This is a genomic window from Phytohabitans sp. LJ34 (genome assembly GCF_052068095.1).
Lineage (GTDB): Bacteria > Actinomycetota > Actinomycetes > Mycobacteriales > Micromonosporaceae > Phytohabitans.
Map to the genome: position 1 here is coordinate 303,265 of NZ_JBQHDG010000005.1, position 22,112 is coordinate 325,376.

The window sequence follows — 22,112 nt, forward strand, 5'->3', positions numbered from 1 at the left end:
GAGGAGCTAGTGAGTTCAAAGGACTGGCTGGAGAAGGACTTTTACGCCGTCCTGGGGGTGCCCAAGTCCGCCTCCTCCGACGACATCAAGAAGGCGTACCGCAAGCTCGCCCGCGAGCTGCACCCCGACCACAACCCCGGCAACACCAACTCCGAAGACCGCTTCAAGGCGGTGTCCGAGGCGTACTCCGTGCTCTCCGACGAGCGCAAGCGCAAGGAGTACGACGAGATGCGCGCGCTGTTCGGCTCGGGCCAGTTCCGGCGCAACGCGCGCGGCGGCGGGTTCGACCCGTCCGACCTCTTCGGCGGGTTTCCGGGCGCGGGTGGCGGTGGCGGTGACCGCAGGTTCGGCGGTGCCGGGTTCTCCGACCTCTTCAGCACGATCTTCTCGGGTGGTGGCGGCGGCGCCACCCGCACCCGCGGGCCGGTGCGCGGGCGCGACGTCGAGGCCGAGGTCGTGCTCGACTTCGGCGACGCCGTACGCGGCATCACGCTGCCCCTCTCGCTCCGCTCGCCGGGCGTCTGCGACACCTGCCACGGCAACGGCGCCAAGCCGGGCACCCAGCCGCGCACCTGCCCGGTCTGCATGGGTTCCGGCCTGACGACACGCAACCAAGGGTCGTTCAGCTTCTCCGAGCCGTGCCGCGAGTGCCAGGGCGTCGGCTCGATCGTCGACGAAAAGTGCCCGGAGTGCCACGGCACCGGTGGAGTGACCAAGACCCGCACGATCAACGTCCGCTTCCCGGCCGGCGTGGCCGACGGCCAGCGCATCCGGCTGGGCGGCCGGGGCGAGCCGGGTGAGCGGGGCGGCCCTTCCGGCGACCTGTACGTGCTGGTCAAGGTCCGCCGTGACGACCTGTTCGGCCGCAATGGCGACGACCTGACCCTCACCGTGCCGATCACGATCCCGGAGGCGCTGCTCGGCACCGACCTGCGGGTGCCGACGATGGACGGCGCGGTGACGCTGCGGGTGCCGCCGGGCACACCTAGCGGGCGCACGCTCCGGGCCCGCGGCAAGGGCGTGGCCCGGCGGGACGGCAAGGTCGGCGACCTGCTGGTCACGGTCGAGATCGAGGTACCGACGGACCTGACCGACAAGGCCCGCGACGCACTGGAGACGCTGGCCGGGGAGATCCCACCCGCCTCGCGGGAACAGTTGGACGCGCGAGTGCGTCGATATGGTTGACCAGAGGAGGTGAGCCGTGGTGGAAGAGGAGTTCTCGATTACCGTCGAAGCCGCCTCCGACGCGAAGGTGTTGATCATCTCCGTCGCGGCACGGCTGGCGGGGATGCACCCACAGACCCTCCGCCAGTACGACCGGCTGGGGCTCGTGCAGCCCGGCCGAGCGACCGGCGGCGGGCGGCGATACAGCGCCCGTGACGTGGCGCTGCTGCGCGAGGTGCAGCGGCTGAGCCAGGAAGACGGCGTCAACCTCGCCGGCATCAAGCGGATCATCGGGCTCGAGCAGCTCGTCGCCGAGCTCCAGGAGCGGGTGAGCGAGCTCGAGGCCGCGCTGGGTGAGGCCTACCAGCGGCTCGCCGAGTACGAGGCCGGTGCGTACCCCCGCCGGGGTGATCTCGTCCCGACCACCCGCACCTCCAACGCGCTGGTCGTGTGGCGGCCACGCCGCTCCTCCTGATCAGCGTTTCCGCAGCGCAGGCGGTCCCCGTCGACTAACCTGACCTTTGGCTTGGACGGCACATTCCGGGCCAAAGGCAAAATTGAGGAGGGGTCAATGGGGATCGCCGATTCTTTTAAGGACAAGGCTGACCAGGCCATCGACAAGATCGGTGGCGACCGGGCCAAGCAGGGCGTAGAGAAGGCCGGCGACAAGGTCGACGACATGACCGGCGGCAAGTACGCCAGTCACGTCGACAAGGGTCAGGACGCCGCGTCTGACTACATCGACAAGATGGACGACGACTCGAACCGCTGAGTTTTGTCGGCGCGAAATGGCGACAGCGCGCGGGCGGGGATCCACGGGGGGTCCCCGCCCGTCTCTTTTGTCAGGATCGGGTGGAAATCAGGCCAAGCGGCGGGACTGCCGTACGAGGCCGCCCTCGCACCAGTCGTGGTAGTCGAAGAGGTCGGGCTTGGCGAGCAGCACGCGGCTGTTGTGCGCCCAGGTGACCATCAGCTCGTCGCCGTACTCCTCGGCCTGCTCCACCAGCTTGCGCAGCCGCCGCTTGGGGTGGGCGCGGAAGTTGGTGCGGATGCCGTCGGCCGCGTAGATGTACAGGCAGTGCAGCGCGAAGCGGCGGGCCGGGCACGAGCGGTCCATGGCGAGGTCGAAAAGGGTGCCGATCAGGCGGTCGCCGGACACGAGCAGATCCCAGTCTTGCGGCATCGTCTGAAGCGGCACCGAATCGGGCTGGTAGGCCCAGGCGCGCAGCTCAGCCGCAGTGGGATCGACAGCGTTGGCGAAGCCCCTAAATGTCGACTGCTGTAAGGTCACCCGCCGCTCCCCTCGCGAGCATGCCCCCGCAGCCCCGGGGCCCCGGCCCCCAGGATTCTGCGGCGAAACGGTAACGCGTCGCGAGCTATTTACGGAAGGGGCGGTTAGCGCCATTCGCCAACCCGTTACGTAAGCGGCCCTTGTCAGTCCGTCGTCGGTAACGGCTCGGCACGCGGTATGGGGCTCCGGCTGCGCCGGATAATCCGCTTGAACCAGGCGAAGTCCGGCAGCCGGGCGAGCATCGGCCCGCTCACCACTGTGATCAAGACGTAGGCCGTGGCCAGGGGCGCGAGCTTGGGCTCGATGCCCGGCGTGGCGACCGCGAGGCCCGCGATGACGATCGAGAACTCGCCGCGTGGCATCAGACCCAGCCCGGCCCGGACGCGACCCGGCAGGGCGATGCCCACGCGCTTCGCGGCCACGTATCCGGTGATGATCTTCGTGCCCATGGTGACGACGGCGAGGCCGAGCGCGGGCAGCAACACCGGCGGCATGTCTCCCGGCGAGGTGGCCAGTCCGAAGAAGACGAAGAACACGGCGGCGAAGAGGTCACGTAGCGGCGAGAGCAGCTCGGTGGCGTGGTGGGCGACCGGGCCGGAGAGCGCGATGCCGACGAGGAAGGCGCCGACGGCCGCGGACACCTGAAGCTCCGCCGCCAGGCCGGCGACGAGAAGGGTGAGGCCGAGTACCCCCAGCAGGAGGGCCTCCGGATCGCGGGCGGAGATGAACGCGGAGATCGCGTGGCCGAACCGGAGCGCCACCAGCAGCACGACGATGACCGTGCCGACCGCGATCGACAGGGCCTTGGCCCCGCCGATGAAGCCGGTGCCGGCCAGCACGGCCGTGAGCAGGGGCAGGTAGAGCGCCATCGCCAGGTCTTCGATCACCAGGATCGAGAGCATGACCGGGGTCTCCCGGTTACCCAGCCGGCCCAGGTCGGCGAGCACCTTGGCGATCACGCCGGACGAGGAGACCCAGGTGATGCCGGCCAGCACCAGCGCGGCCACCCACCCCCAGCCCAGCAGCAGGCCGAACGCCAGGCCGGGCAGCGCGTTGAGTAGCCCGTCCAGCATGCCGGCGCGGGCGTTGGTACGCAGGTTGCCGATCAGCTCGCGCGCGGTGTACTCCAGGCCGAGCATCACCAGCAGCAGGATCACGCCGATCTCGGCGCCGACCGCGATGAACTCCTCGCTGGCCGAGAGCGGCAGCACGCCGCCGTGGCCGAAGGCGAGGCCGGCGAGCAGGTAGAGCGGGATGGGCGAGAGCCCGATCCGCCGGCTGAGCCGGCCGAGGAGGCCGAGAACGAAGAGGATGGCGCCGAGCTCGATGAGCAGAACCGTGGTGTCGTGCATCCGCTCAGCTGTCCGGATCGCCGTCGGCGAGGATCCGGCCGACGCCGTCGAGACCCTCGCGGGTGCCGACCACCACGACCACGTCGCCCGCCTGGAAGACGAACTCCGGCCCGGGGGAGGCGATCACCTGGCCGTCGCGCAGCACAGCCACGATCGAGGCGCTGGTGCGGGTGCGGGCCTTGGTCTCGCCCAGGAGCCGGCCGACGAAGCGCGAGCCGGCCGGGATCGAGATCTGCTCGGTGAGCAGTCCGGCGGCCTGCTGGCGCAGCCCGGCGAGCTGGCCGAGCATGAGCGACGCGCCGAGCACGTCGGCCAGCGCCTCCGCCTCGTCGTCGTTGAGCGGGATCGAGGCGAGGCACGAGTCGGGGTCGTCTTCGTCGTACAGGACGAGGTCGCGCCGCCCCGAGCGGTGGGTCACGACGCCCACGCGCCGGCCGGACTCGGTCACCAGGTCGTGTCGCACGCCGATGCCCGGCAGCGCGGTCTGCTCCACCCGTACTCGCACCCCGAACACGGTACCTTTCTGCTGTGAGCGAGCTATCCCCTCAGCGTCGCGAGCTACGCATGTCCGATGCCGACCGGGAGCGGGTCGTGCAGCATCTCAACGCCGCCGTCGGGGAGGGCCGGATCACGCTGGCCGAGTTCGAGGAGCGGGTGGCCGGGGTGCTGGCCGCACGCACATTCGGCGAGGTCGAGCCGTATGTGGCCGACCTGCCCCAGGTGGTGCCGCCGGTCCGCGAGGTCATCGAGCTGAAGTCGATGGCGTCCGACCTCAAGCGCACCGGCAGGTGGACCGTGCCGCGGCGGATCATCGTGCGCAACTCGGCGGGCAGCGTAAAGCTCGACTTCACCGAGGCACTGATCACGCATCCGATCGTGGAGATCCACCTCGAGGTGCTGGCCGGCACGACGGTGCTCGTGATGCCGCCGGGCGCCTCGGTCGACGCGTCCGACGTGCACACGATGGCCGGCAGCCTCAAGGTCCGCCACCAGATCGGCGAGCAGGGCGGCGGCGCGCACTTCGTGGTCACCGGCCGGCAGCGGATGGGTGACCTGGTGGTTCGCCACCAGTACCAGTTCTGGCGCTGGCGTTGGTGAGCTGACGAGCCATCGGTGCGATGGCGCGCTAAAGTTGAGCGGTCCACGCTCAACTCTGGGGAGTCAGCTTGAACGCCGAACGTTTGACCACCAAGAGCCGCGAGGTGATCACCGGCGCGGTCGCCATCGCCAACCAGCGCGGGCACGCCACCGTCGAGCCGTGGCACCTGCTGCTGTCGCTCCTCGACACCGGCGGGTCCACCGCGGGTGGCCTGCTGCGCGCGGTCGGCGCCAACCCGGCCGACATCCGCCGGGCCGCCGCGCGCGCCGTCGAGCAGCTGCCCAGCGCGCGCGGGTCGAGCGTCGCCGAGCCGAGCCTGTCCCGCGAGTTCGTCAACGCGATCGGCGCGGCCGAGCAGATCGCCCGCCCGCTCGGCGACGAGTACACCTCGACCGAGCACCTGCTCGCCGGCCTCGCCCGGGTGGGTGGCGCCGTGGCCGAGACGCTCAAGGCGGCCGGCGCGACCGAAGACAACCTTGTGGCCGCGTTTCCGAGCGTGCGGGGTGGCGACCGCCGGGTCACCACCGCCGACCCCGAGCAGACCTACCAGGCGCTGGAGAAGTACGGCGTCGACCTGACCACGCGCGCCCGCGACGGCAAGGTCGACCCGGTCATCGGGCGCGACTCGGAGATCCGCCGGGTGATCCAGGTGCTCTCCCGGCGTACCAAGAACAACCCCGTGCTGATCGGCGAGCCCGGCGTCGGCAAGACCGCCATCGTCGAGGGTCTGGCCCAGCGGATCGTGGCCGGCGACGTGCCCGAGTCGCTGCGCGACAAGCGGCTGATCTCGCTCGACCTCGGCGCGATGGTGGCCGGCGCGCAGTACCGAGGGCAGTTCGAGGAGCGCCTCAAGTCGGTGCTCGAAGAGATCAAGAATTCGAACGGCCAGGTCATCACGTTCATCGACGAGCTGCACACGGTCGTCGGCGCCGGCAAGGGCGAGGGCTCCATGGACGCCGGCAACATGCTCAAGCCGATGCTCGCGCGTGGAGAGCTCCGCATGGTCGGCGCCACCACGCTGGACGAGTACCGGGAGAACATCGAGAAGGACCCGGCGCTGGAGCGGCGCTTCCAGCCGGTGTTCGTGGGCGAGCCGACGATCGAAGACACGATCGGCATCCTGCGCGGCCTGAAGGAGCGCTACGAGGTGCACCACGGCGTGCGCATCACCGACGCCGCCCTGGTCGCGGCGGCCGCGCTCTCCGACCGGTACATCACGGACCGCTTCCTGCCGGACAAGGCGATCGACCTTGTCGACGAGTCCGCCTCCCGGCTGCGCATGGAGATCGACTCGCGGCCGGTGGAGGTCGACGAGATCGAGCGGGCCGTTCGCCGCCTGGAGATCGAGGAGATGGCGCTGGCCAAGGAACCGGACGAGGCCTCGGCCCACCGGCTCGAGCGGCTGCGGCGAGAGCTGGCCGACAAGCGCGAGCAGCTCACCGCCCTCTCCGAGCGGTGGCGCCTGGAGAAGGAGCACATCACCAAGATCTCCACCGCGAAGGAGGAGCTGGAGCGGCTCACCGGCGAGGCCGACCGGGCGGAGCGCGACAGCGAGCTGGAGCGGGCGGCCGAGCTCCGATACGGCCGGATCCCTCAGCTACAGGGCGAGCTGGCCCGCGCCGAGGCGGAGCTGGCCGTGCTCCAGGCCGACGGCGCGATGCTCAAGGAGGAGGTCGGCGCGGACGACATCGCCGCGGTGGTGGCCTCCTGGACCGGCATCCCGGCCGGCCGCCTGATGGAGGGCGAGACCGCCAAGCTGCTGCGCATGGAGGAGTCGTTGGGCTCCCGGGTGATCGGCCAGGCCGAGGCGGTCGCCGCGGTCTCCGACGCCGTGCGCCGGGCCCGCGCGGGCGTGGCCGACCCGGACCGCCCCACCGGCTCGTTCCTCTTCCTCGGTCCCACCGGCGTGGGCAAGACCGAGCTGGCCAAGGCGCTCGCCGGGTTCCTCTTCGACGACGAGCGGGCCATGGTCCGCATCGACATGAGTGAGTACGGGGAGAAGCACTCCGTGGCCCGGCTCGTGGGCGCCCCGCCCGGCTACGTCGGATACGAGGAGGGTGGCCAGCTGACCGAGTCGGTGCGCCGCCGGCCGTACTCGGTGGTGCTGCTCGACGAGGTGGAGAAGGCCCACCCGGACGTCTTCGACGTGCTGCTCCAGGTGCTCGACGACGGCCGGCTCACCGACGGCCAGGGGCGCACGGTCGACTTCCGCAACGCGATCCTCGTGCTCACCGCCAACCTTGGCTCGTCGGTGATCGCCGACCCGACCCTGTCGGAAGACGAGCGGCGCGAGGCGGTGCTGGCGGTGGTGCGCTCGCACTTCAAGCCCGAGTTCCTCAACCGGCTCGACGACATCGTGGTCTTCCACTCGCTGACCGGGCGGGAGCTGACGTCCATCGTGGACATCCAGCTCGAACGCCTGGGCAAGCGGCTGGCCGACCGGCGACTGACCGTCGACGTCTCGGACGCCGCGCGGACGTGGCTGGCCGAGCACGGGTACGACCCGATCTACGGCGCTCGCCCGCTGCGCCGGCTGGTGCAGTCGGCGATCGGCGACCGGCTCGCCAAGGCGCTGCTGGCCGGTGAGATCCGCGATGGCGACACGGTGCGGGTCGACCTGGCCGACTCCAAGGAAGGGCTGTCGGTATCGGCTGCGCGAAGTTCGGCATAAGCGCAGGTCACGGTGGGTAAGAATCGGGTATGACCGCTTCTATCGCCGCAGCGGTGCGGGAGCTGGCGAGCGCGGAGGTCGTCGCGTTCGCCGGCGTGGGGCTGGCCGCGCGCATCCTGCCGGTCACCGAGGCCTACCGCACGGTCGAGGCCACGTTGCCCGAGGGCGCCGACGATGCCCGCCCGCACATCGCCTGGCTGCTGGCAAACGGCTCGCCGGCCGGCAAGGCGTACGCGGCGACGCTGCTGGCGACCTTCGATCCCGAGGCGGCCCGTGCCGCGTGGGGCTCACTCAGCCACGAGGCCGCGGAGTTTACGACCTTCCATGGCTGCATCATGGATCGCACGACGCTGGGGCAGTACGCCACCGGCCAGTTGACCGTCGCATGAGGACGCCCGGCGGGGCGCCGTTTGCGGCGGTGAACTGGCAGGGTATGCATACGTACTGACCGTGATCTAGGGAAGGAGCGTCGTGGCGGATCCCACGAGCCCGGCCGCGCCCGCGCGTCCGGGGAGCGTCACCATCTCCAGCTACATGCTCTACCTGTACGCCGCGCTCGGGCTGATCGGGGTGATCATCGGCCTGTCGGTGATCGGCACGACGTCCGACGTGTACCGCGAAGCGTACGAAGGCACGTCGGCCGAGGGCGCTGAGGCGTTCGTGACCGTCGTTTCGGTCATCGTGGCGGTCGTCGGTGTGCTCTTCGCCATCGCGTTCGTGGTGCTGGCGACCTTCAATAACCGGGGCAAGAACGCGTCCCGGATCGTCACCTGGGTGCTGGGTGGCATTTCGCTCTGCTGCTCCGGCGTCTCGCTCGCCGGCACGGCGTTTAGCAACTCGATGAACATCGACTCCGGCGACAACGACGTGCCGGACGCGGCGGAGATCCAGCGGCGGCTCGACGACGCGCTGCCGAGCTGGTACACGCCGACCTCCATCACCATCGCGGTGATCAGCCTGCTCGCGCTGCTTGTGGCGCTGATCCTGCTGGCGCTCCCGGCGTCGAACGAGTTCTTCCGCAAGCCGGCGCCGGCCTGGGAGCCTCCGGTCCCGGGTGCGGCATACCCCGCCTATCCGCCGGCCACGGCGGCGCCCGCTCCCGGCGCACCGCCGGCACCTGGTGCGCCGCCGGCACCTGGCACTCCGCCCGCCCCGTCGGAGGGTGCACCACCGGCCGCGCCGCCCGCGGCGGAGCCGCCGGCGCAGGACAAGAAGGACGACCCGAATTCACCCCCCAGTCAGTGATCAAGCTGCCGGTCCTGTAGTTCTAACTGCATGACCGACGCCTCGATCATCGAGCCGACCCGGCCACGGCCGGCGACCGTCACCGCCGCGGCGGCAATCATGATCTTCATGGGAGCCGCCGGCCTGGTGAACGCGGTCGTCGGCCTGGCCGCTATCGGGGGTGTGGTCGACCGCTTCCGCGAAGCGGCGCAGGCCACCGGCGCGAGCGACTCCGACATCGACGGCCTCGCCGGGCTGGCCTGGGGCACGGTGATAGCCGGCGCGGTCCTCGCGGTCCTCTTCGGTGGCCTGCTGATCGCGCTCGGCGTAGGCAACCTCCGGGGCCGCAACGGCGCCCGCATCGCCACGTGGATCGTGAGCGGGCTCGGCCTCTTCTGCGGCTGCTGCGGCCTCCTCGCGGTCGTCAGCCAGAGCGCACTCACGTGGAACGTCTCCACGGACAGCCGCACCGAAGACCTCACGCAGGCGCTTACCGACGCGTATCCGGGTTGGTGGATCGGCCTCAACGGCGTGGTTTCCGCCGGCCAGGCGTTGGGTTACCTTGTAGTAGCTCTGCTGCTGGCGCTGCCCGCCTCGCACCCGTACTTCCGCCGCCAGGTGGAGCCGGTGGCGCCCACACCCCCGACCACGGCACCGCCCCTCCCCGTCACCCCGCCCCCGCTCCCCGAGGTGAGGAACTCCGATTGGCAGCCTCCCGAACGGCCCTGATCACGGGTGCCAGCAGCGGGTTCGGGGCGGCGTTCGCCCGCCGGCTCGCGACCGAGGGCTACGACCTGGTGCTAGTGGCCCGCGACGAGCAGCGGCTGGCCAGCCTGGCCGGCGAGCTGTCGAGCCGGCACGACGTCACGGTCACCCCACTCCCGGCCGATCTGTCCACTGACGACGGCTGCGCTGTGGTGGAGAAGCGGCTCGCCGAGGGCGTCGAGATGCTGGTCAACAACGCCGGGCTCAGCCTCAACAAGTCGTTCGTGAAGTCAACGGTGGAGGCCGAGACGCGGCTGCTGCGGGTCAACGTGCACGCGGTCATGCGCCTCGCCCTCGCTGCTCTTCCGAGCATGATCGAGCGGGGCCGGGGTGACGTGATAAATGTCTCCTCGGTCGCCGGCTTCGCCGCCGTGATGCCCGGCTCCACCTACTCGGCGAGCAAGGCGTGGGTCACCAACTTCAGTGAATCCGTCGCCCATTCGGTGCGCCGGCACGGCGTTCGTGTGATGGCACTTTGCCCTGGTTACACGCACACCGAGTTTCACGAGCGGGCCGGCATCGACATGTCCAAGACTCCAGAGTGGATGTGGCTCCAGGTCGACCGCGTCGTGGCGGACGGCCTGCGTGACCTGCGCCGCGGCAAGGTCGTCAGCGTGCCCGACTGGAAATACAAGGTGACGGTCTTCGGGATGCGCCATCTGCCGCGCGGTTTGCTTCAGACTGTCGCGCGCGACACGCGGGGACGCACCGGTCGCGACGAACAGTAATCGGTGATGTGACCGGGTCGACGGTACGAACCGGGCATACGGCAAGTACCCTTGTGCGCCATGGGGGACCATGACGACCTGCGTAAATCCATCACTGCACTGGCCATCGTCCGGGGCCGTGTCGTGCTGTCCTCAGGTCGCGAGGCCGACTGGTATGTCGATCTACGCCGAGTGACCTTGCACCACGAGGCCGCCCCGCTCGTGGGTCGGGTGATGCTCGACCTCACCGCCGACTGGGATTTCGACGCCGTCGGCGGGCTGACGCTGGGTGCGGATCCGGTGGCCGCCGCGATGCTGCACGCGGCCGCGGCGAGGGGTCGGCAGCTCGACGCGTTCGTGGTGCGCAAGGCGGAGAAGACGCACGGGTTGCAGCGCCGGATCGAAGGTCCCGATGTAGCTGGCCGCCGGGTGGTGGCGGTTGAGGACACCTCGACGACGGGCAGCAGCGTGCTGACCGCGGTCGAGGCGCTGAAACAGGCCGGAGCCGAGGTTGTGGGTGTAGCGGTTATCGTTGATCGAGGTGCGGGTGAGGCGGTTCGGGACGTGGGACTCCCGTATCGCGCTGCCTACACGTTGGGCGACCTCGGCCTTTAGGCCTAACAAGTTTGTCGATTCGGACCTGCTGATATGCAGGCGGATCGATGGTGTAGGTGGAAGGATGGAGTACGTGGGAACTGCGTTGGCTGAAACGACCATGCCCCAGATCTCGCCGCTTGGCGGCGAGCCGATCGAGCGCGCTGATGCCGAGCGTCTCGCTGGGGTCCTCAAAGCACTCGCCGATCCGGCCCGGTTGCGGCTCTTGAGCCTCATCCAGTCCGCACCGGAGGGTGAGGCGTGTGTATGCGACCTCACCGCACCGCTCGGCCTCTCGCAGCCGACGGTAAGCCACCACCTGCGAATCCTCACCGAAGCCGGCTTGCTGGAGCGGGAGAAGCGCGGTGTGTGGGCTTACTACAGGCTGGTGCCGACCGCGATCGCTACGATCGCGGACCTGTTGACTCCGCCGCGTAAGCGCGCCACCAAGAAGGCTCGCTGAGTTAGCGCGGAATCGCCCGGCGTCACTGGAGCGCGTCACCATTCTCGGTGACACCGGGCGATTTCCTCATGCCTCATGAAGGCTCCCTGGCAAGATTTCGCCCATCACGGGCGGTAGTCGCCAGAGTTTTGATCAAACCTGAGAGTGCCGGCCCTGAGCGGCAGGCGTCGCAGGGTCTTCGGCGGCGATGGCCGCTGCGCGACGGCGGGCCCGCCGGTCGCGGATGATCTCGATAAAGATCGGCAACACCGAGATCAACACGATGAGGGCCACCACCGGCAGGATGTAGCGGTCGATGTGGTCGCCGACCGCGTCATAGATGCTGTCCGCCAGGAAGTAACCGCCGAGGATGATCCCGTCGGTCCAGATGATGCCGCCCACGACGTTCCACAAGAAGAAGGTCTTGGCCGGCATGCCGAGCACGCCCGCCACCGGGTTGAGAAACGTACGGACGATCGGGATGAAGCGGGCCAGCACCACGGCCTTGGCCGGGCCGAACTTCTCGAAGTAGTACTCGGCCTTCTCCACGTACTCCCGCTTGAAGAGCCGCGAGTCCGGCCGCTCGAACATCCTGCGGCCGTAGCGCGCGCCGAGGAAGTGGCCCAACTGCGCCCCCGTGATCGCGCAGATCGGCGCGCCGATCAGCAGGCCCATCAGCGATATCCGGGTGCCGTCGCCGAACATCGCGTCGGCGACCGGCGAGGCGCCCACGCCGGCGAGGAAGAGCAGCGAGTCACCGGGGAGGAAGAAGCCGAGCAACAATCCGGTCTCGGCAAAAAGGATCACCCATACGCCCACCAGACCGAACGTCTGGAGTAGCTCCTTGGGGTCCAGCGGGTTGACGGCGAGCTGCTCGGTGAGCGCGCGGGTCTTCTCGGCTGTGTCCACGGGCACATAGGCTACCGGGGCCCGGCCAGGTAAAGCTGTGTGGTCGCTGAAGGCCGACTTACCGGTACTCGTCGTCCAGGTCGACGACCCGGGCCTGCTCGAGCGCGTCCCACTCGTCCACCTCGAGACCGCGGTGCACCTCGGGCTCGCGGTCGGCCGGGTCGAGGGCCGTCGCCTGCTCCACCGCGTCTTCCTGCGGCGCTTCCGGGTCACGCTCCTCCGGCGCGAGGTGATCTCCCAGCGCGAAGTCCTCGTCGGGGTTGGCCATGGGTGGCCTCCTTCCGCTCTTCCCGGGGGTACCCGGGGCAGGGTGCCCAGGGATCAAGGCGAGGAAACCGGCCCCCGCCCGGGTGCTGCGGTGTCAGGATGGGACGGTGGGTTTTCTGGTCCGATGGGCGATTAACGCCGTAGCGTTGTGGATCACGACGCTGGTGGTGCCCGACATCGACGTGACCGGTAGTTCCAGCGGTCGTAACGCGCTGACGCTGATCATCGTCGCGCTGATATTTGGCCTGGTGAACGCCGTACTCAAGCCGATTATCCATGTCGTCGGGTGCCTGTTCTACATCCTTACGTTGGGATTGTTCGCACTCGTCGTCAACGCCCTGCTCTTCCTGCTCACCGACTGGATCGCCGATCAGGCCGACCTGCCGTTCCACATCGACGGCTTCTGGCCCGCCTTCTGGGGCGCGATCGTGATGGCCGTGGTGAGCTGGCTGATCAGCCTCGTGATCCCTGACCGGTGGGAAGGCAAGGCGTAACGCTCCCTGGGGCGGTGGCCTGGCCCTCGCTGACCTGCGCGATACTTCCCGCGGAGGACAGCGCGGTCCGGCGCACTCAAGCCCGCATACATAGGAGCGTTCGACATGCCTATCGCTTCCCCTGAGGTCTACGCCGAGATGCTCGACCGCGCCAAGGCTGGCGCGTTCGCGTACCCCGCGATCAACGTGACGTCGTCGCAGACGCTCAACGCGGCGCTGCGCGGGTTCGCGGAGGCGGAGAGCGACGGCATCGTGCAGGTCTCCACCGGTGGCGCCGAGTACCTGTCCGGCCCCACTGTGAAGGACATGGTCACCGGCTCGGTCGCGTTCGCGGCGTACGCCGCCGAGGTGGCGAAGAACTACCCGGTCAACATCGCCCTGCACACCGACCACTGCCCGAAGAACAAGCTCGACGGCTTCGTCCGGCCGCTGCTCGCGATCTCGAAGGACCGGGTCGCGCGCGGCGAGGCTCCGCTGTTCCAGTCGCACATGTGGGACGGCTCGGCCGTGCCACTCGACGAAAACCTCCAGATCGCCGAGGAGTTGCTGGCCGAGGCGGCCGCCGCGCACGTGGTGCTGGAGATCGAGGTCGGCGTGGTCGGCGGGGAAGAGGACGGCATCGTCGGCGCGATCGACGAAAAGCTGTACACGACCGTCGAAGACGGCATGGCCACGGTCGCCGCCCTCGGCCTGGGGGAGAAGGGCCGCTACATCGCCGCCCTCACCTTCGGCAACGTGCACGGCGTCTACAAGCCCGGCAACGTCAAGCTGCGCCCGGAGATCCTCAAGGAGATCCAGGACGCGATCGGCGCCAAGTACGGCAAGGAGAAGCCGCTCGACCTGGTCTTCCACGGCGGCTCGGGCTCGCTGCTGTCGGAGATCCGCTCCGCGCTGGACTACGGCGTGGTGAAGATGAACATCGACACCGACACCCAGTACGCGTTCACCCGCCCGGTGGCCGCGCACATGTTCAGCAAGTACGACGGTGTGCTCAAGATCGACGGCGAGGTCGGCGACAAGAAGTCGTACGACCCGCGCGCCTGGGGCAAGGCGGCCGAAGAGGGCATGGGCAAGCGCGTGGTCGAGGCCTGCGAGCACCTGCGCTCGACCGGCACCACGCTCTCCAAGTAAACGAACCACGGCATCCGCGGCCGGTCCCTCGTTGAGGGCCGGCCGCGCGCCGTTCCGTGGTCATGGGCGGCTTTTCGGTATGATCGCCCGATAATGCCCCCGGGAGGTCGGTCGTGCTCGGCATCGAAGGGTACGAGCCGCAGTGGTGTCACAGCGGAAAGACGCTGGCAGCCGTCCACCGTCCCCGCTTCTCCCGGATCGTCGGCCGGACGCTGGAGGGCGCCTGGCTGATGTGGGACCTGGAGCGCCACCGGTGGTTCGCCGACGGTCCGGTGATCCTCGGCTTCGGCGACGTCAACGTCGAGGTCACCCACCGCAAGTTCGACGAGTGCGGCATCACCTGGGGCCAGGTGGACATGTCGATGCCGCTCGACTGGCCCGGCCTCACGCTCGACTGGCGACCCGACGCCCACCCCGCACTGCTCAGCGCGCGCGGCCGCCGTCTGCGTGAGATCAACGTGATCGAGCGGATCATGCCGTCACACTGGCGGCCGCGGGTGCTGCACGCGGTCGAGTTCCTCTTCGAGGGCTCCCGGCTCGCGATCTACAACGCGCTCGACGAAAACGGCATCACCGACGCCACCGACGTCGACCTGCCAGTCGGCTTCTGGTGCCGAGTGCCCATCGCGTAGGCCTCTTTCACATACAGATTCGAGCTACCGCGACGTCCGTCGTGGTCCATGCCGTTGCTCCCGCGGCCTCACCCGTCCGCTGTTGGCCCCCGCTCACCTCCCGCCCCTGCCCTCAAGAGGGCAGCCGTGTCACCGTCTGGGCGGGTATACGGGACCCCCGCTGGGAATTCACGCCCAAGAGGGCTGCCCTCTTGGGGCAGGTGGGGTCTTGGCCCGCGGACCCGGCAGCGGGGGCCGGGGGTTTCGGCGAGCCCTGGCGAGCCGCCGGCCGCCGCGGTCTCCGGCGGGAGCGGCGGTCCGCAGCTGACGCGGGCCGGGAAATCTGCTCCTATGCCTCGGCGGTGAGCACCCGGACCGCTTCGTGGACGTCGTCGGTGACGTGGATCGTGGTGGAGAGGTCGCCGGCCGGCGAGAGGGCCAGTAGCGGGCGGAGCAGCGACTCGATCGGCAGCGTCTCCGTCCAGAACGCACGGTCGAGGAAGACGTACGCCCCGCTCGCGCCGTCGGTGCCGTAGAACGTCTTGGTCGCCGCCTGGAAGACCTCCTGCACGGTGCCGGCCCGGCCGGCGGCGAAGACGATGCCGCCGCGTGCGAGGCGCAGGATCGTGTCTTCGCGGATGGCGTTGGAGAAGTACTTGGCGATCCGGCCGGCGAAGAGGTTGGCCGGCTCGTGCCCGTACAGCCAGGTGGGGATGGCGAGGCCACCGCGCTGGGCCCAGTCGACGCCGTCGCCCGGCGTGAAACGGGACCGCACCTCGAGCGCCACCCTCGTGTACGGCTCGTGGTCCAGGAAGTCGGGCGCGACGCTCAGCAGGTCGATGGCGGTGGTCAGCTCCTCGGCGTCGCGCGTGGCGAGGTAGGCGCCGAGGTTGGCGGCCTCCATCACGCCGGGGCCGCCGCCGGTGACCACCAGCCGGCCGGCGCGGGCCAGCTCCCAGCCGAGGGCGGCCGCCAGCCGGTACGCCGACGAGCCGCGCGGCACGGCGTGGCCGCCCATCACGCCGATCACCGAACCGGGGCCGTGGCTGCCCAGCCAGGTGAGCGTCAGGTCGGCGAGCGCGTTGTCGATGCCATGGTCGTGCAGCCGCTGGGCGAGCGCCTCGCGGACCGACGGCAGGGCGCCGCCCACCGTCAGGAAGTGCTCGTAGACCACCGTGTCGTACATGCCGGCGAAGCCACCAGTCTCGAAGCCGGCGGCCAGCTCTTCCGGGGTGTAGAGGTGGGCCGGATGCGTCGGGAAGGGCAGGTCGCGGAAGGGCGGCACCACGTGCGCGCCGCGCCGCACCACGTCGCACTCGGCCTCGATCGTGGCGAAGTGGCAGCCGACGAAGAGCGTGCCCGTGACGTCGACGCGTGACAGATCGGGCACCGGCTCGGCGTCCAGGCGCAGCCCCTGGATCGTCAACCCGGCCAGGCTGCCGGCCTGAAGGTGCAGATCGAGCTCGGCGCGGGACTCCACTTCCTCCGGAGTGGTGTCGAACGGCTCAAGGACATCAAGGGACGGCACGTGCCAATCCTGCCCCATATGCACAAGAGGGCGCCTGGCGGAGCACAAGAGAGAGCCCGGCGGCCAAGACCACCGGGCTCCCGTTACCGGGTCCTGGGGAGGCTCCGGACCTTCATTTCTACGCCAGTGTGGGTTCTCGCACACCGGCCGCACGCGTGACGAATCCCTCAGCCTTTCAGGCACTGTATGAGCGAGGTTGCGGGTTGAATGTGCCCATGCAGAACCTGTTGCCCGAACCGCCCGCCACGCTGCTGCCCGCCGACGACAAGGCCGCGGCCGCATTGGCGCAGGCGGAGCGGGTCGACACCGACGAGGCGTATGCCGAGGTGGCGGGCCACTTCCCGGCATACAGCGCGGCGTGGGCGACGCTCGCCAGCCGCGCGCTCGCCGGCGGCAAGTTCGTGACGGCGTACGCGTACGCCCGGACCGGCTACCACCGCGGCCTCGACCAGCTGCGCCGCAGCGGCTGGAAGGGGCACGGCCCGGTGCCGTGGTCGCACGAGCCCAACCGGGGCTTCCTGCGCTCACTGCATGCCCTCTCCCGGGCCGCCGACGAGATCGGCGAGTCGGACGAGGCGGCGCGCTGCGCGCAGTTCCTGCGCGACTGCGACCCGGCCGCGGGCGACGCGCTCTCCGGGGTCTAGCCGGCCGCTCGCATCTCCAGGTAGCGCTGCTCGGGCACGCTCAGCGTGCGTTTGGCGGCCAGCCGATACTGCTCGCGTGCCGCCTCCGGCTCGCCGGCGAGGTCAAGCAGGTGCGCCCGGACCGCGTGCACCCGGTGGTGCCCGGCCAGCGCCGGGTCGGCCTCGGCACGGTCGAGCTGGTCGAGCGCGACCCGCGGGCCGTACACCATGGCGACGGCGACGACGCGGTTGAGCGTGACCATCGGTCCGGGCGCGACCCGGTCGAGCAGGTCGTAGAGGCCGAGGATCTGCGCCCAGTCGGTGTCTTCGGCGCGGGCGGCCTCGTCGTGCACGGCGGCGATGGCGGCTTGAAGCTGGTACTGCCCGACCCGGGTGGTGGTCAGCGCGGTGCTGACCAGCGCCACACCCTCCGCGATGGCCGCCCTGTCCCAGCGGCTCCGGTCCTGCTCGGCGAGGGGCACGAGGCTGCCGTCCGGGCGGGCGCGGGACGGCCGGCGGGCGTCGGTGAGCAGCATCAGCGCGAGCAGGCCGGCCACCTCGCCGTCGTCCGGCAGGCGGGCGTGGAGCTGGCGGGCGAGCCGGATCGCTTCGGCGGTCAGCTCCACCCGGTGGAGGGCCGGGCCAGAGGTGGCGGTGTACCCCTCGTTGAAGATCAGGTAGAGCACCCGCAGCACCGCCGCCACACGCGCCGGCCGCTCATCCGGCGGCGGCAGCCGAAACTCCGCCCCGGTCGACTTGATCCGCTGCTTGGCCCGGCTGATCCGCTGGCCGATCGTGGCCTCGGGCACCAGGAAGGCGCGGGCGATCTCGCCGGTCGTGAGGCCACCGACCGCGCGCAGCGTCAGCGCCACCTGCGACGCGGGCGTGAGCGCGGGGTGGCAGCACAGGAGCAGCAGCGTGAGCGTGTCGTCGACCTCCGGGAGCGGCTCCACCTCCGGCGGCTCGAGCAGCGCCACCGTCTCCTCGCGCCGCCGCCGGGCCGTCTCGTTGCGCCACAGCTCGGTGCGGCGGCGCGACGCGACCCTGATCAGCCAGCCGCGCGGGTTGGCCGGCACACCCTCGACCGGCCATTGGGTTGCGGCCGCGAGCAGCGCCTCCTGCACGGCGTCTTCGCACGCCTCGAAGCCGCCGTGGTGCCGCACGAGCGCGGTGAGCACCTGCGGTGCGTGCGCGCGGAGGAGGACCTCGACCTCGGTCACATGTCCGGACCGTTCATCGCCAGGACCGGCCGCACCTCGACGAGACCGAGGCTCGCCTCCGGCACCTGCGCCGCGATCTCCAGCGCGCGCTCGAAGCTCTCGCAGTCGACCAGGTAGAAGCCAGCAAGCTGCTCCTTCGCCTCGGGAAAGGGCCCGTCGGTGGCGAGCGACTGCCCCTCGGTCGCCGGCAGCCGCCGCCCCTGCGAGGGGTCGGCCAGCGCCTCGGAGATCACCATCTCGCCGGAGGCGATCAGGCTCTCGTCGAGGGCGGCGTACGCCCGCCAACCCTCCGCCCGCTCAGCGTCGGAGAAGCTCTCCCAGATCTCCCGCGACTTCGGGTTATGCCAGATCATGATCAAATACTTCATCGGGTACCTCCTGGTTTCCTTATCCCATACGTCGAGGCCACCGGACGCCTTTCGACATGAGCCCTTGTGGCTGACCCCGTCGCGGGAGCTGTCGAGCTGGGCGCACGGGGTCGGGGCCATCGCCTCCGCCATCGTGGACAAGAGCCGACCGGCGCGCGGCATGGCGGGGCTGCCGCGACCAGCAGCGGGTCGCTGCTCGTCGGGCGGTCTCCGCGGCAGTCGCAGCCCCTGCCACGACGACGCCCCGCTGTTCGCCCCTCACCGCCGATCCGGCAACAGACAATGTGGACAAAAATTCACGCCAGAAGGGGTAGCCGCAACCACCGCGAAGGGTGAGGCCGCGGGAGCAACGGTCTGGACCAGGGATTCAGGGGCCACGCGACCCCGACCCCGAAAGATCTCTAGAGGCCTTCGGACACCGCTGCGGCGATCTTGAGCCAGGCGTCGAGGGTGGCGTTGGAGAGCTGGCCGTAGCGCATCGGCTCGCCTGTGTCGATCAAGCGGTCGTAGGGCGCCAGCAGCACTGCCCGCGTGCGTGCCTCGAAGTGCCGCTGGATCGGTGGCAGGTCGATGTCTTTGGCGCGCGGCGGTATCGACACCACTGTGACCGCCTGCCGCACGAGCCGGGTGCGCCCGGACTCTTCGAGATGGTCGAGCATGCGGGCGGCCGTCTCGGCGGAGTCGTTGCGGGCCGACATGGTGACGACGAGCTGGTCGGTGGCGTCGATCGCGGCCTGCCAGTTTTGCGCCCGCACGTTGTTGCCGGTGTCCACGAAGATCAGCTTGTAGAAGCGGCTGACCACCTCGCGGATCTCGCCGAACGCGTGTGCCGTCAGCATCTCTCCGGCCGTCGCCGACTCGTCCGAGGCCAGCACGTCGAACATGCCCTCGCCCTGCGCCCGCACGTACTGCGACAGGTCACCCACCCGGCCCCGCGCGCCCTGGAAGCTGGAGAGGTCGCGGAGCATGTCGCGCACGGTGCGGCTGTGGAAGTCTTGCTGCGCCCGCATGCCGAGCGTGCCCTGGGTCTCGTTGTTGTCCCAGGCCAGCACGTAGCCGCCGCGCTTTTGCCCGAACGTCATCGCGAGCAGCAGCACCGCCACGGTCTTGCCGGCACCGCCCTTGGGGTTGACCACGGTCACCTGGCGCAGGCCGCCGAAGTTGCGCCGGACCTTCTCGACGTCCTGGCGGAACTCCTGCTCGTGCCGCCCCGGTGCCAGCTTGACCAGGCCCAGCGTGCTCTTGTTGACGGCCGCGCGCACGCCGGTGCGGGCCACCGGCTCGGGCGGACGGACCGCACGGCGCCGCGCGAACTCCTCCGCCGTCGGCACGCCCGGCTCCGTCGGGCGGACAGGCTGTTCCTGGTACGCCTGCGGTGGCACCCGGTAGACCCCCGGTGCTTCCGGCTGGGGCGGCATCGCGGTGACGCCGGGGTGCGCCTGGTGCGGCTGGGTGGGCAGCGTCGCCGGCTCACCCGGGCCGGCCCAGCCCTGTGCGGGGTGGCCTGGCTGAGCGGGCGCCACCTCAGGGGCGGCGGGTGGAGCGCTGGGCTGGCCCGGCGGGGTAGCCCAAGGCGAGCCGGGCGGGTGGTGGAGCGGCGCCGCACCGGCCCACGGGTCGGCCGGCGGCTGGAGCGGCTGGTTGTGCGTCGGCGCCTCACTCGGCTGCGGCGCCCAGCCAGGCGGCCCAGCAGGCGGCGGCGCGGGCTGACCCTGCGCAAGCGGGCCGTATGCGGGCGGCACCGAGGTGGGCTGGCCGTGTGCGGGCGGGCCGGACGCCGACTGGTTGTAGGCAGGCTGGTCGTGTGCGGGTGGCGCCGAGGTGGGCTGGCCGTGTGCGGGTGGGCCGGACGCCGGCTGGTCGTAGGCGGGCTGGGCGGCCCCAGGGTGGCCGTGTGCGGGTGGGCCGGACGCCGGCTGGTCGTAGGCGGGCTGGGCGGCCCCAGGGTGGCCGTGTGCGGGTGGGCCGGACGCCGGCTGGTCGTAGGCGGGCTGGGCGGCCCCAGGGTGGCCGTGTGCGGGTGGGCCGGACGGCGGCTGGCCGGACGACGGTGGGCCGGACGTGGGCTGGCCGTATGCCGCTGCCGGGCCGAACAGATCCGGGGCGCCGAAGACAGCCGGTGGAGCGGATGTCGGAGGCGCGGAGGTGGGTGGCGGCACCGGCGCGGATGGGATCGGCGGGGCGTACTCAGCCGGTGGTGAAGACGTCACCGGCGGCGCCGACGTGGGTGGCAGCGACGGAAACGGGATGCCGCCCGAGTGGTGGCCCGAGGAGACCGGGATGCCGGCCGGCGGCGTGGTGGCGATCGGCGGGCCGTTGTGCACCGGAGTGGGTGGCTCGACCTCCGGTGCCGCGCCGGCCAGGTGCCAGACGCCCGGGGGGAGGTTGTCGCTGCCGTTGGCCCACCCCTGCGGCTCGCCGAAGCCGGGTGCGGGTGCGGGTGTCTCCTCCTGAGCCGGGGGCTGCCCATAGACAGCGGGCTCCGGGCCGCCGCCACCCAGCGCGGGCGGGTCGGTGAAAGGCTGCTCGCCGACGTGACCCACCGGCGGCGGTGGGAACGGCTCAGCTACCGGCTGCGGAGGCGGTGGCGGCGCCGCGGGAGCGGGCGCGAGGTCTTCCTCCGGCACGTAGTCGGCCGTGGGCCAGAGCGGCTTGACGCCGCGGTTTGGGCCGACCGGCACCTGCCGCGACTTCGGCCGTTCCTCGTCCACCGTGCAACCTCCTCTCCCAACCGGCAGCCTCGCACAGGACTCAGCGGACGTATACCGCCCAGGCTCCTGGCTCGATCCACCACGACCGCTTGTGGCTCAGGGTGCCGCTGACGCCGTCGTCGACGTACCCGATCTCGGACTCGCGGGGGGTGACGGCCACCGCGCGGCCGCGCGCCCGGCGTACCTCGATGCGCACGCGGGGGCGGCGCAGCAGGCGCGGCACGACCACCGGCACCGCCACGGCGACCTCGATCACGCCGTCGGCCGGGTCGGGGGTAGTGAGCAGCGGCAGCCCGTCGAGCCGCGTGTAGCCGGCGCCGTTGCCGACCGCACAAGCCAGTATGGGGTCGGACCCGTCGCTCAGCACCGCGTCGTCCACCTCCACACGTCCGCGCCACGCGCCCCGCTCGCCGCCGACCAGCGCACCGTCGAGCGTGACCGACCCACCATCGTTGCGGAGGAGGTCAAGGCGGCGCACCTTGTCGCCGAGTACGGCCTTGGCCACCTCGGCGGGGTCGCGCGGGAGGTCGAGCTGGGCGGCGAAGTCGTCGGCCGTGGGGTCGAGCGGCAACACGCCGATCGGCGGCAGGTCGGGCACCGTGCGGTCGGCGGGCAGGTCGGCGGGGCGCTTGCTGGGCGCCGGGGCGTACCGGCGGACCATGCGCCGCACGACGGCGCGCAGCTGCCCGTTGGTGGCGGTGGCGACGACAAGCCGGCGGCTGTCGAGGGTCGCGTCGATGTCGGCGTCGGACTCGGCCGTTACCGTCTGTACGGTGGCACCGGCCGCCGTCAACGCGTCGGCACAGGCGAGCACCGGCACGCGCGGAGCGCCACAACCGCCGCCGAGCGTGAGCAACACCACGTCGTACACCGGTGGTGACCCCCTGCTGATCTCTATGGCCAGCGCTGAGCTGGTCGTAACTTCTTGTTAGCCTGACACC

The 22,112-nt window shown here is 70.7% G+C and carries 25 protein-coding genes; 15 read left to right on the forward strand and 10 right to left on the reverse strand.

From position 1 onward, the window contains the following. The first annotated feature begins 9 nt into the window (after positions 1-9). The 3 genes from dnaJ to ACTMTJ_RS11415 all read left to right on the forward strand — a co-directional run bounded on the left by dnaJ (position 10) and on the right by ACTMTJ_RS11415 (position 1,936). Positions 10-1,185, forward strand: a complete 1,176-nt coding sequence (gene dnaJ, locus ACTMTJ_RS11405) for a molecular chaperone DnaJ (protein WP_441216121.1) — start codon at positions 10-12, stop codon at positions 1,183-1,185. Between the two features lie 19 nt (positions 1,186-1,204). Further along, a complete protein-coding gene (locus tag ACTMTJ_RS11410) occupies positions 1,205-1,639 on the forward strand; it encodes a heat shock protein transcriptional repressor HspR (RefSeq protein WP_441216331.1) in 435 nt (144 codons plus the stop codon). 96 nt (positions 1,640-1,735) lie between these two features. Next, the gene (locus tag ACTMTJ_RS11415; RefSeq protein WP_441216122.1) at positions 1,736-1,936 is read left to right on the forward strand and encodes an antitoxin; all 201 of its coding nucleotides are present in this window, start codon (positions 1,736-1,738) and stop codon (positions 1,934-1,936) included. A gap of 87 nt (positions 1,937-2,023) precedes the next feature. On the opposite strand, the gene ACTMTJ_RS11420 is transcribed toward ACTMTJ_RS11415, so the two are convergent. From ACTMTJ_RS11420 to ACTMTJ_RS11430, 3 genes are all read right to left on the reverse strand, one after another. Continuing rightward, positions 2,024-2,455 (reverse strand): hypothetical protein, encoded by a 432-nt coding sequence (locus ACTMTJ_RS11420; RefSeq protein ID WP_173057268.1) that lies wholly within the window; start codon positions 2,453-2,455, stop codon positions 2,024-2,026. A gap of 143 nt (positions 2,456-2,598) precedes the next feature. Further along, positions 2,599-3,807 carry a cation:proton antiporter gene (locus ACTMTJ_RS11425; RefSeq protein ID WP_441216123.1) on the reverse strand — a complete coding sequence of 403 codons (1,209 nt, stop codon included), beginning with the start codon at positions 3,805-3,807 and terminating at the stop codon, positions 2,599-2,601. 4 nt (positions 3,808-3,811) lie between these two features. Then, positions 3,812-4,312, reverse strand: a complete 501-nt coding sequence (locus tag ACTMTJ_RS11430; protein ID WP_441216124.1) for a cation:proton antiporter regulatory subunit — start codon at positions 4,310-4,312, stop codon at positions 3,812-3,814. 23 nt (positions 4,313-4,335) lie between these two features. On the opposite strand from ACTMTJ_RS11430, the gene ACTMTJ_RS11435 reads away from it, so the two are divergent. The 8 genes from ACTMTJ_RS11435 to ACTMTJ_RS11470 all read left to right on the forward strand — a co-directional run bounded on the left by ACTMTJ_RS11435 (position 4,336) and on the right by ACTMTJ_RS11470 (position 11,330). Further along, positions 4,336-4,905, forward strand: a complete 570-nt coding sequence (locus ACTMTJ_RS11435) for a DUF1707 SHOCT-like domain-containing protein (RefSeq protein WP_441216125.1) — start codon at positions 4,336-4,338, stop codon at positions 4,903-4,905. Between the two features lie 68 nt (positions 4,906-4,973). Then, positions 4,974-7,577, forward strand: coding sequence for an ATP-dependent chaperone ClpB (gene clpB, locus ACTMTJ_RS11440; RefSeq protein ID WP_441216126.1), 2,604 nt, complete (start codon positions 4,974-4,976; stop codon positions 7,575-7,577). Between the two features lie 29 nt (positions 7,578-7,606). Continuing rightward, positions 7,607-7,966 (forward strand): hypothetical protein, encoded by a 360-nt coding sequence (locus tag ACTMTJ_RS11445; protein ID WP_441216127.1) that lies wholly within the window; start codon positions 7,607-7,609, stop codon positions 7,964-7,966. 82 nt (positions 7,967-8,048) lie between these two features. After that, positions 8,049-8,822 carry a hypothetical protein gene (locus ACTMTJ_RS11450; RefSeq protein WP_441216128.1) on the forward strand — a complete coding sequence of 258 codons (774 nt, stop codon included), beginning with the start codon at positions 8,049-8,051 and terminating at the stop codon, positions 8,820-8,822. 30 nt (positions 8,823-8,852) lie between these two features. Further along, a complete protein-coding gene (locus tag ACTMTJ_RS11455) occupies positions 8,853-9,530 on the forward strand; it encodes a hypothetical protein (protein WP_441216129.1) in 678 nt (225 codons plus the stop codon). Further along, a complete protein-coding gene (locus tag ACTMTJ_RS11460; protein ID WP_441216130.1) occupies positions 9,506-10,294 on the forward strand; it encodes an SDR family NAD(P)-dependent oxidoreductase in 789 nt (262 codons plus the stop codon). Before ACTMTJ_RS11455 ends, ACTMTJ_RS11460 begins: the two co-directional genes overlap by 25 nt. Before the next feature lie 60 nt (positions 10,295-10,354). Beyond that, positions 10,355-10,888, forward strand: coding sequence for an orotate phosphoribosyltransferase (gene pyrE, locus ACTMTJ_RS11465; protein ID WP_441216131.1), 534 nt, complete (start codon positions 10,355-10,357; stop codon positions 10,886-10,888). A gap of 64 nt (positions 10,889-10,952) precedes the next feature. Next, positions 10,953-11,330, forward strand: a complete 378-nt coding sequence (locus tag ACTMTJ_RS11470; RefSeq protein WP_173040617.1) for an ArsR/SmtB family transcription factor — start codon at positions 10,953-10,955, stop codon at positions 11,328-11,330. Positions 11,331-11,462: 132 nt separating this feature from the next. Here ACTMTJ_RS11470 and ACTMTJ_RS11475 read toward each other — a convergent pair whose 3' ends face one another. Both ACTMTJ_RS11475 and ACTMTJ_RS11480 read right to left on the reverse strand, forming a co-directional pair. Further along, positions 11,463-12,224, reverse strand: a complete 762-nt coding sequence (locus tag ACTMTJ_RS11475) for a DedA family protein (RefSeq protein WP_441216132.1) — start codon at positions 12,222-12,224, stop codon at positions 11,463-11,465. Positions 12,225-12,276: 52 nt separating this feature from the next. After that, positions 12,277-12,486: a hypothetical protein gene (locus tag ACTMTJ_RS11480; RefSeq protein WP_441216133.1), complete on the reverse strand. Its 210-nt coding sequence runs from the start codon at positions 12,484-12,486 to the stop codon at positions 12,277-12,279. 106 nt (positions 12,487-12,592) lie between these two features. Between ACTMTJ_RS11480 and ACTMTJ_RS11485 the strand changes: the two genes are divergently transcribed. The 3 genes from ACTMTJ_RS11485 to ACTMTJ_RS11495 all read left to right on the forward strand — a co-directional run bounded on the left by ACTMTJ_RS11485 (position 12,593) and on the right by ACTMTJ_RS11495 (position 14,742). Continuing rightward, complete coding sequence (locus tag ACTMTJ_RS11485; protein ID WP_441216134.1) at positions 12,593-12,979, forward strand: phage holin family protein; 387 nt, start codon at positions 12,593-12,595, stop codon at positions 12,977-12,979. A gap of 105 nt (positions 12,980-13,084) precedes the next feature. Further along, complete coding sequence (fbaA, locus tag ACTMTJ_RS11490; protein ID WP_441216135.1) at positions 13,085-14,110, forward strand: class II fructose-bisphosphate aldolase; 1,026 nt, start codon at positions 13,085-13,087, stop codon at positions 14,108-14,110. Positions 14,111-14,223: 113 nt separating this feature from the next. Next, positions 14,224-14,742 carry a hypothetical protein gene (locus tag ACTMTJ_RS11495; protein WP_441216136.1) on the forward strand — a complete coding sequence of 173 codons (519 nt, stop codon included), beginning with the start codon at positions 14,224-14,226 and terminating at the stop codon, positions 14,740-14,742. Between the two features lie 328 nt (positions 14,743-15,070). On the opposite strand, the gene ACTMTJ_RS11500 is transcribed toward ACTMTJ_RS11495, so the two are convergent. Next, entirely contained in the window at positions 15,071-16,267 is a 1,197-nt protein-coding gene (locus tag ACTMTJ_RS11500) for an LOG family protein (RefSeq protein ID WP_441216137.1), read from the reverse strand. 197 nt (positions 16,268-16,464) lie between these two features. Here ACTMTJ_RS11500 and ACTMTJ_RS11505 point away from each other — a divergent pair, with 197 nt between their 5' ends. Then, the gene (locus ACTMTJ_RS11505) at positions 16,465-16,893 is read left to right on the forward strand and encodes a DUF3151 domain-containing protein (RefSeq protein ID WP_441216138.1); all 429 of its coding nucleotides are present in this window, start codon (positions 16,465-16,467) and stop codon (positions 16,891-16,893) included. Here ACTMTJ_RS11505 and ACTMTJ_RS11510 read toward each other — a convergent pair. The 4 genes from ACTMTJ_RS11510 to ACTMTJ_RS11525 form a co-directional block, all read right to left on the reverse strand. After that, positions 16,890-18,092: an RNA polymerase sigma factor gene (locus ACTMTJ_RS11510; protein WP_441216139.1), complete on the reverse strand. Its 1,203-nt coding sequence runs from the start codon at positions 18,090-18,092 to the stop codon at positions 16,890-16,892. The genes ACTMTJ_RS11505 and ACTMTJ_RS11510 overlap by 4 nt on opposite strands. After that, positions 18,089-18,460 carry a YciI family protein gene (locus tag ACTMTJ_RS11515; protein ID WP_441216140.1) on the reverse strand — a complete coding sequence of 124 codons (372 nt, stop codon included), beginning with the start codon at positions 18,458-18,460 and terminating at the stop codon, positions 18,089-18,091. Before ACTMTJ_RS11515 ends, ACTMTJ_RS11510 begins: the two co-directional genes overlap by 4 nt. Positions 18,461-18,861: 401 nt before the next feature. After that, complete coding sequence (locus ACTMTJ_RS11520; RefSeq protein ID WP_441216141.1) at positions 18,862-21,171, reverse strand: chromosome partitioning protein; 2,310 nt, start codon at positions 21,169-21,171, stop codon at positions 18,862-18,864. Between the two features lie 40 nt (positions 21,172-21,211). Beyond that, the gene (locus ACTMTJ_RS11525) at positions 21,212-22,042 is read right to left on the reverse strand and encodes a hypothetical protein (protein ID WP_441216142.1); all 831 of its coding nucleotides are present in this window, start codon (positions 22,040-22,042) and stop codon (positions 21,212-21,214) included. Positions 22,043-22,112: the final 70 nt, after the last annotated feature.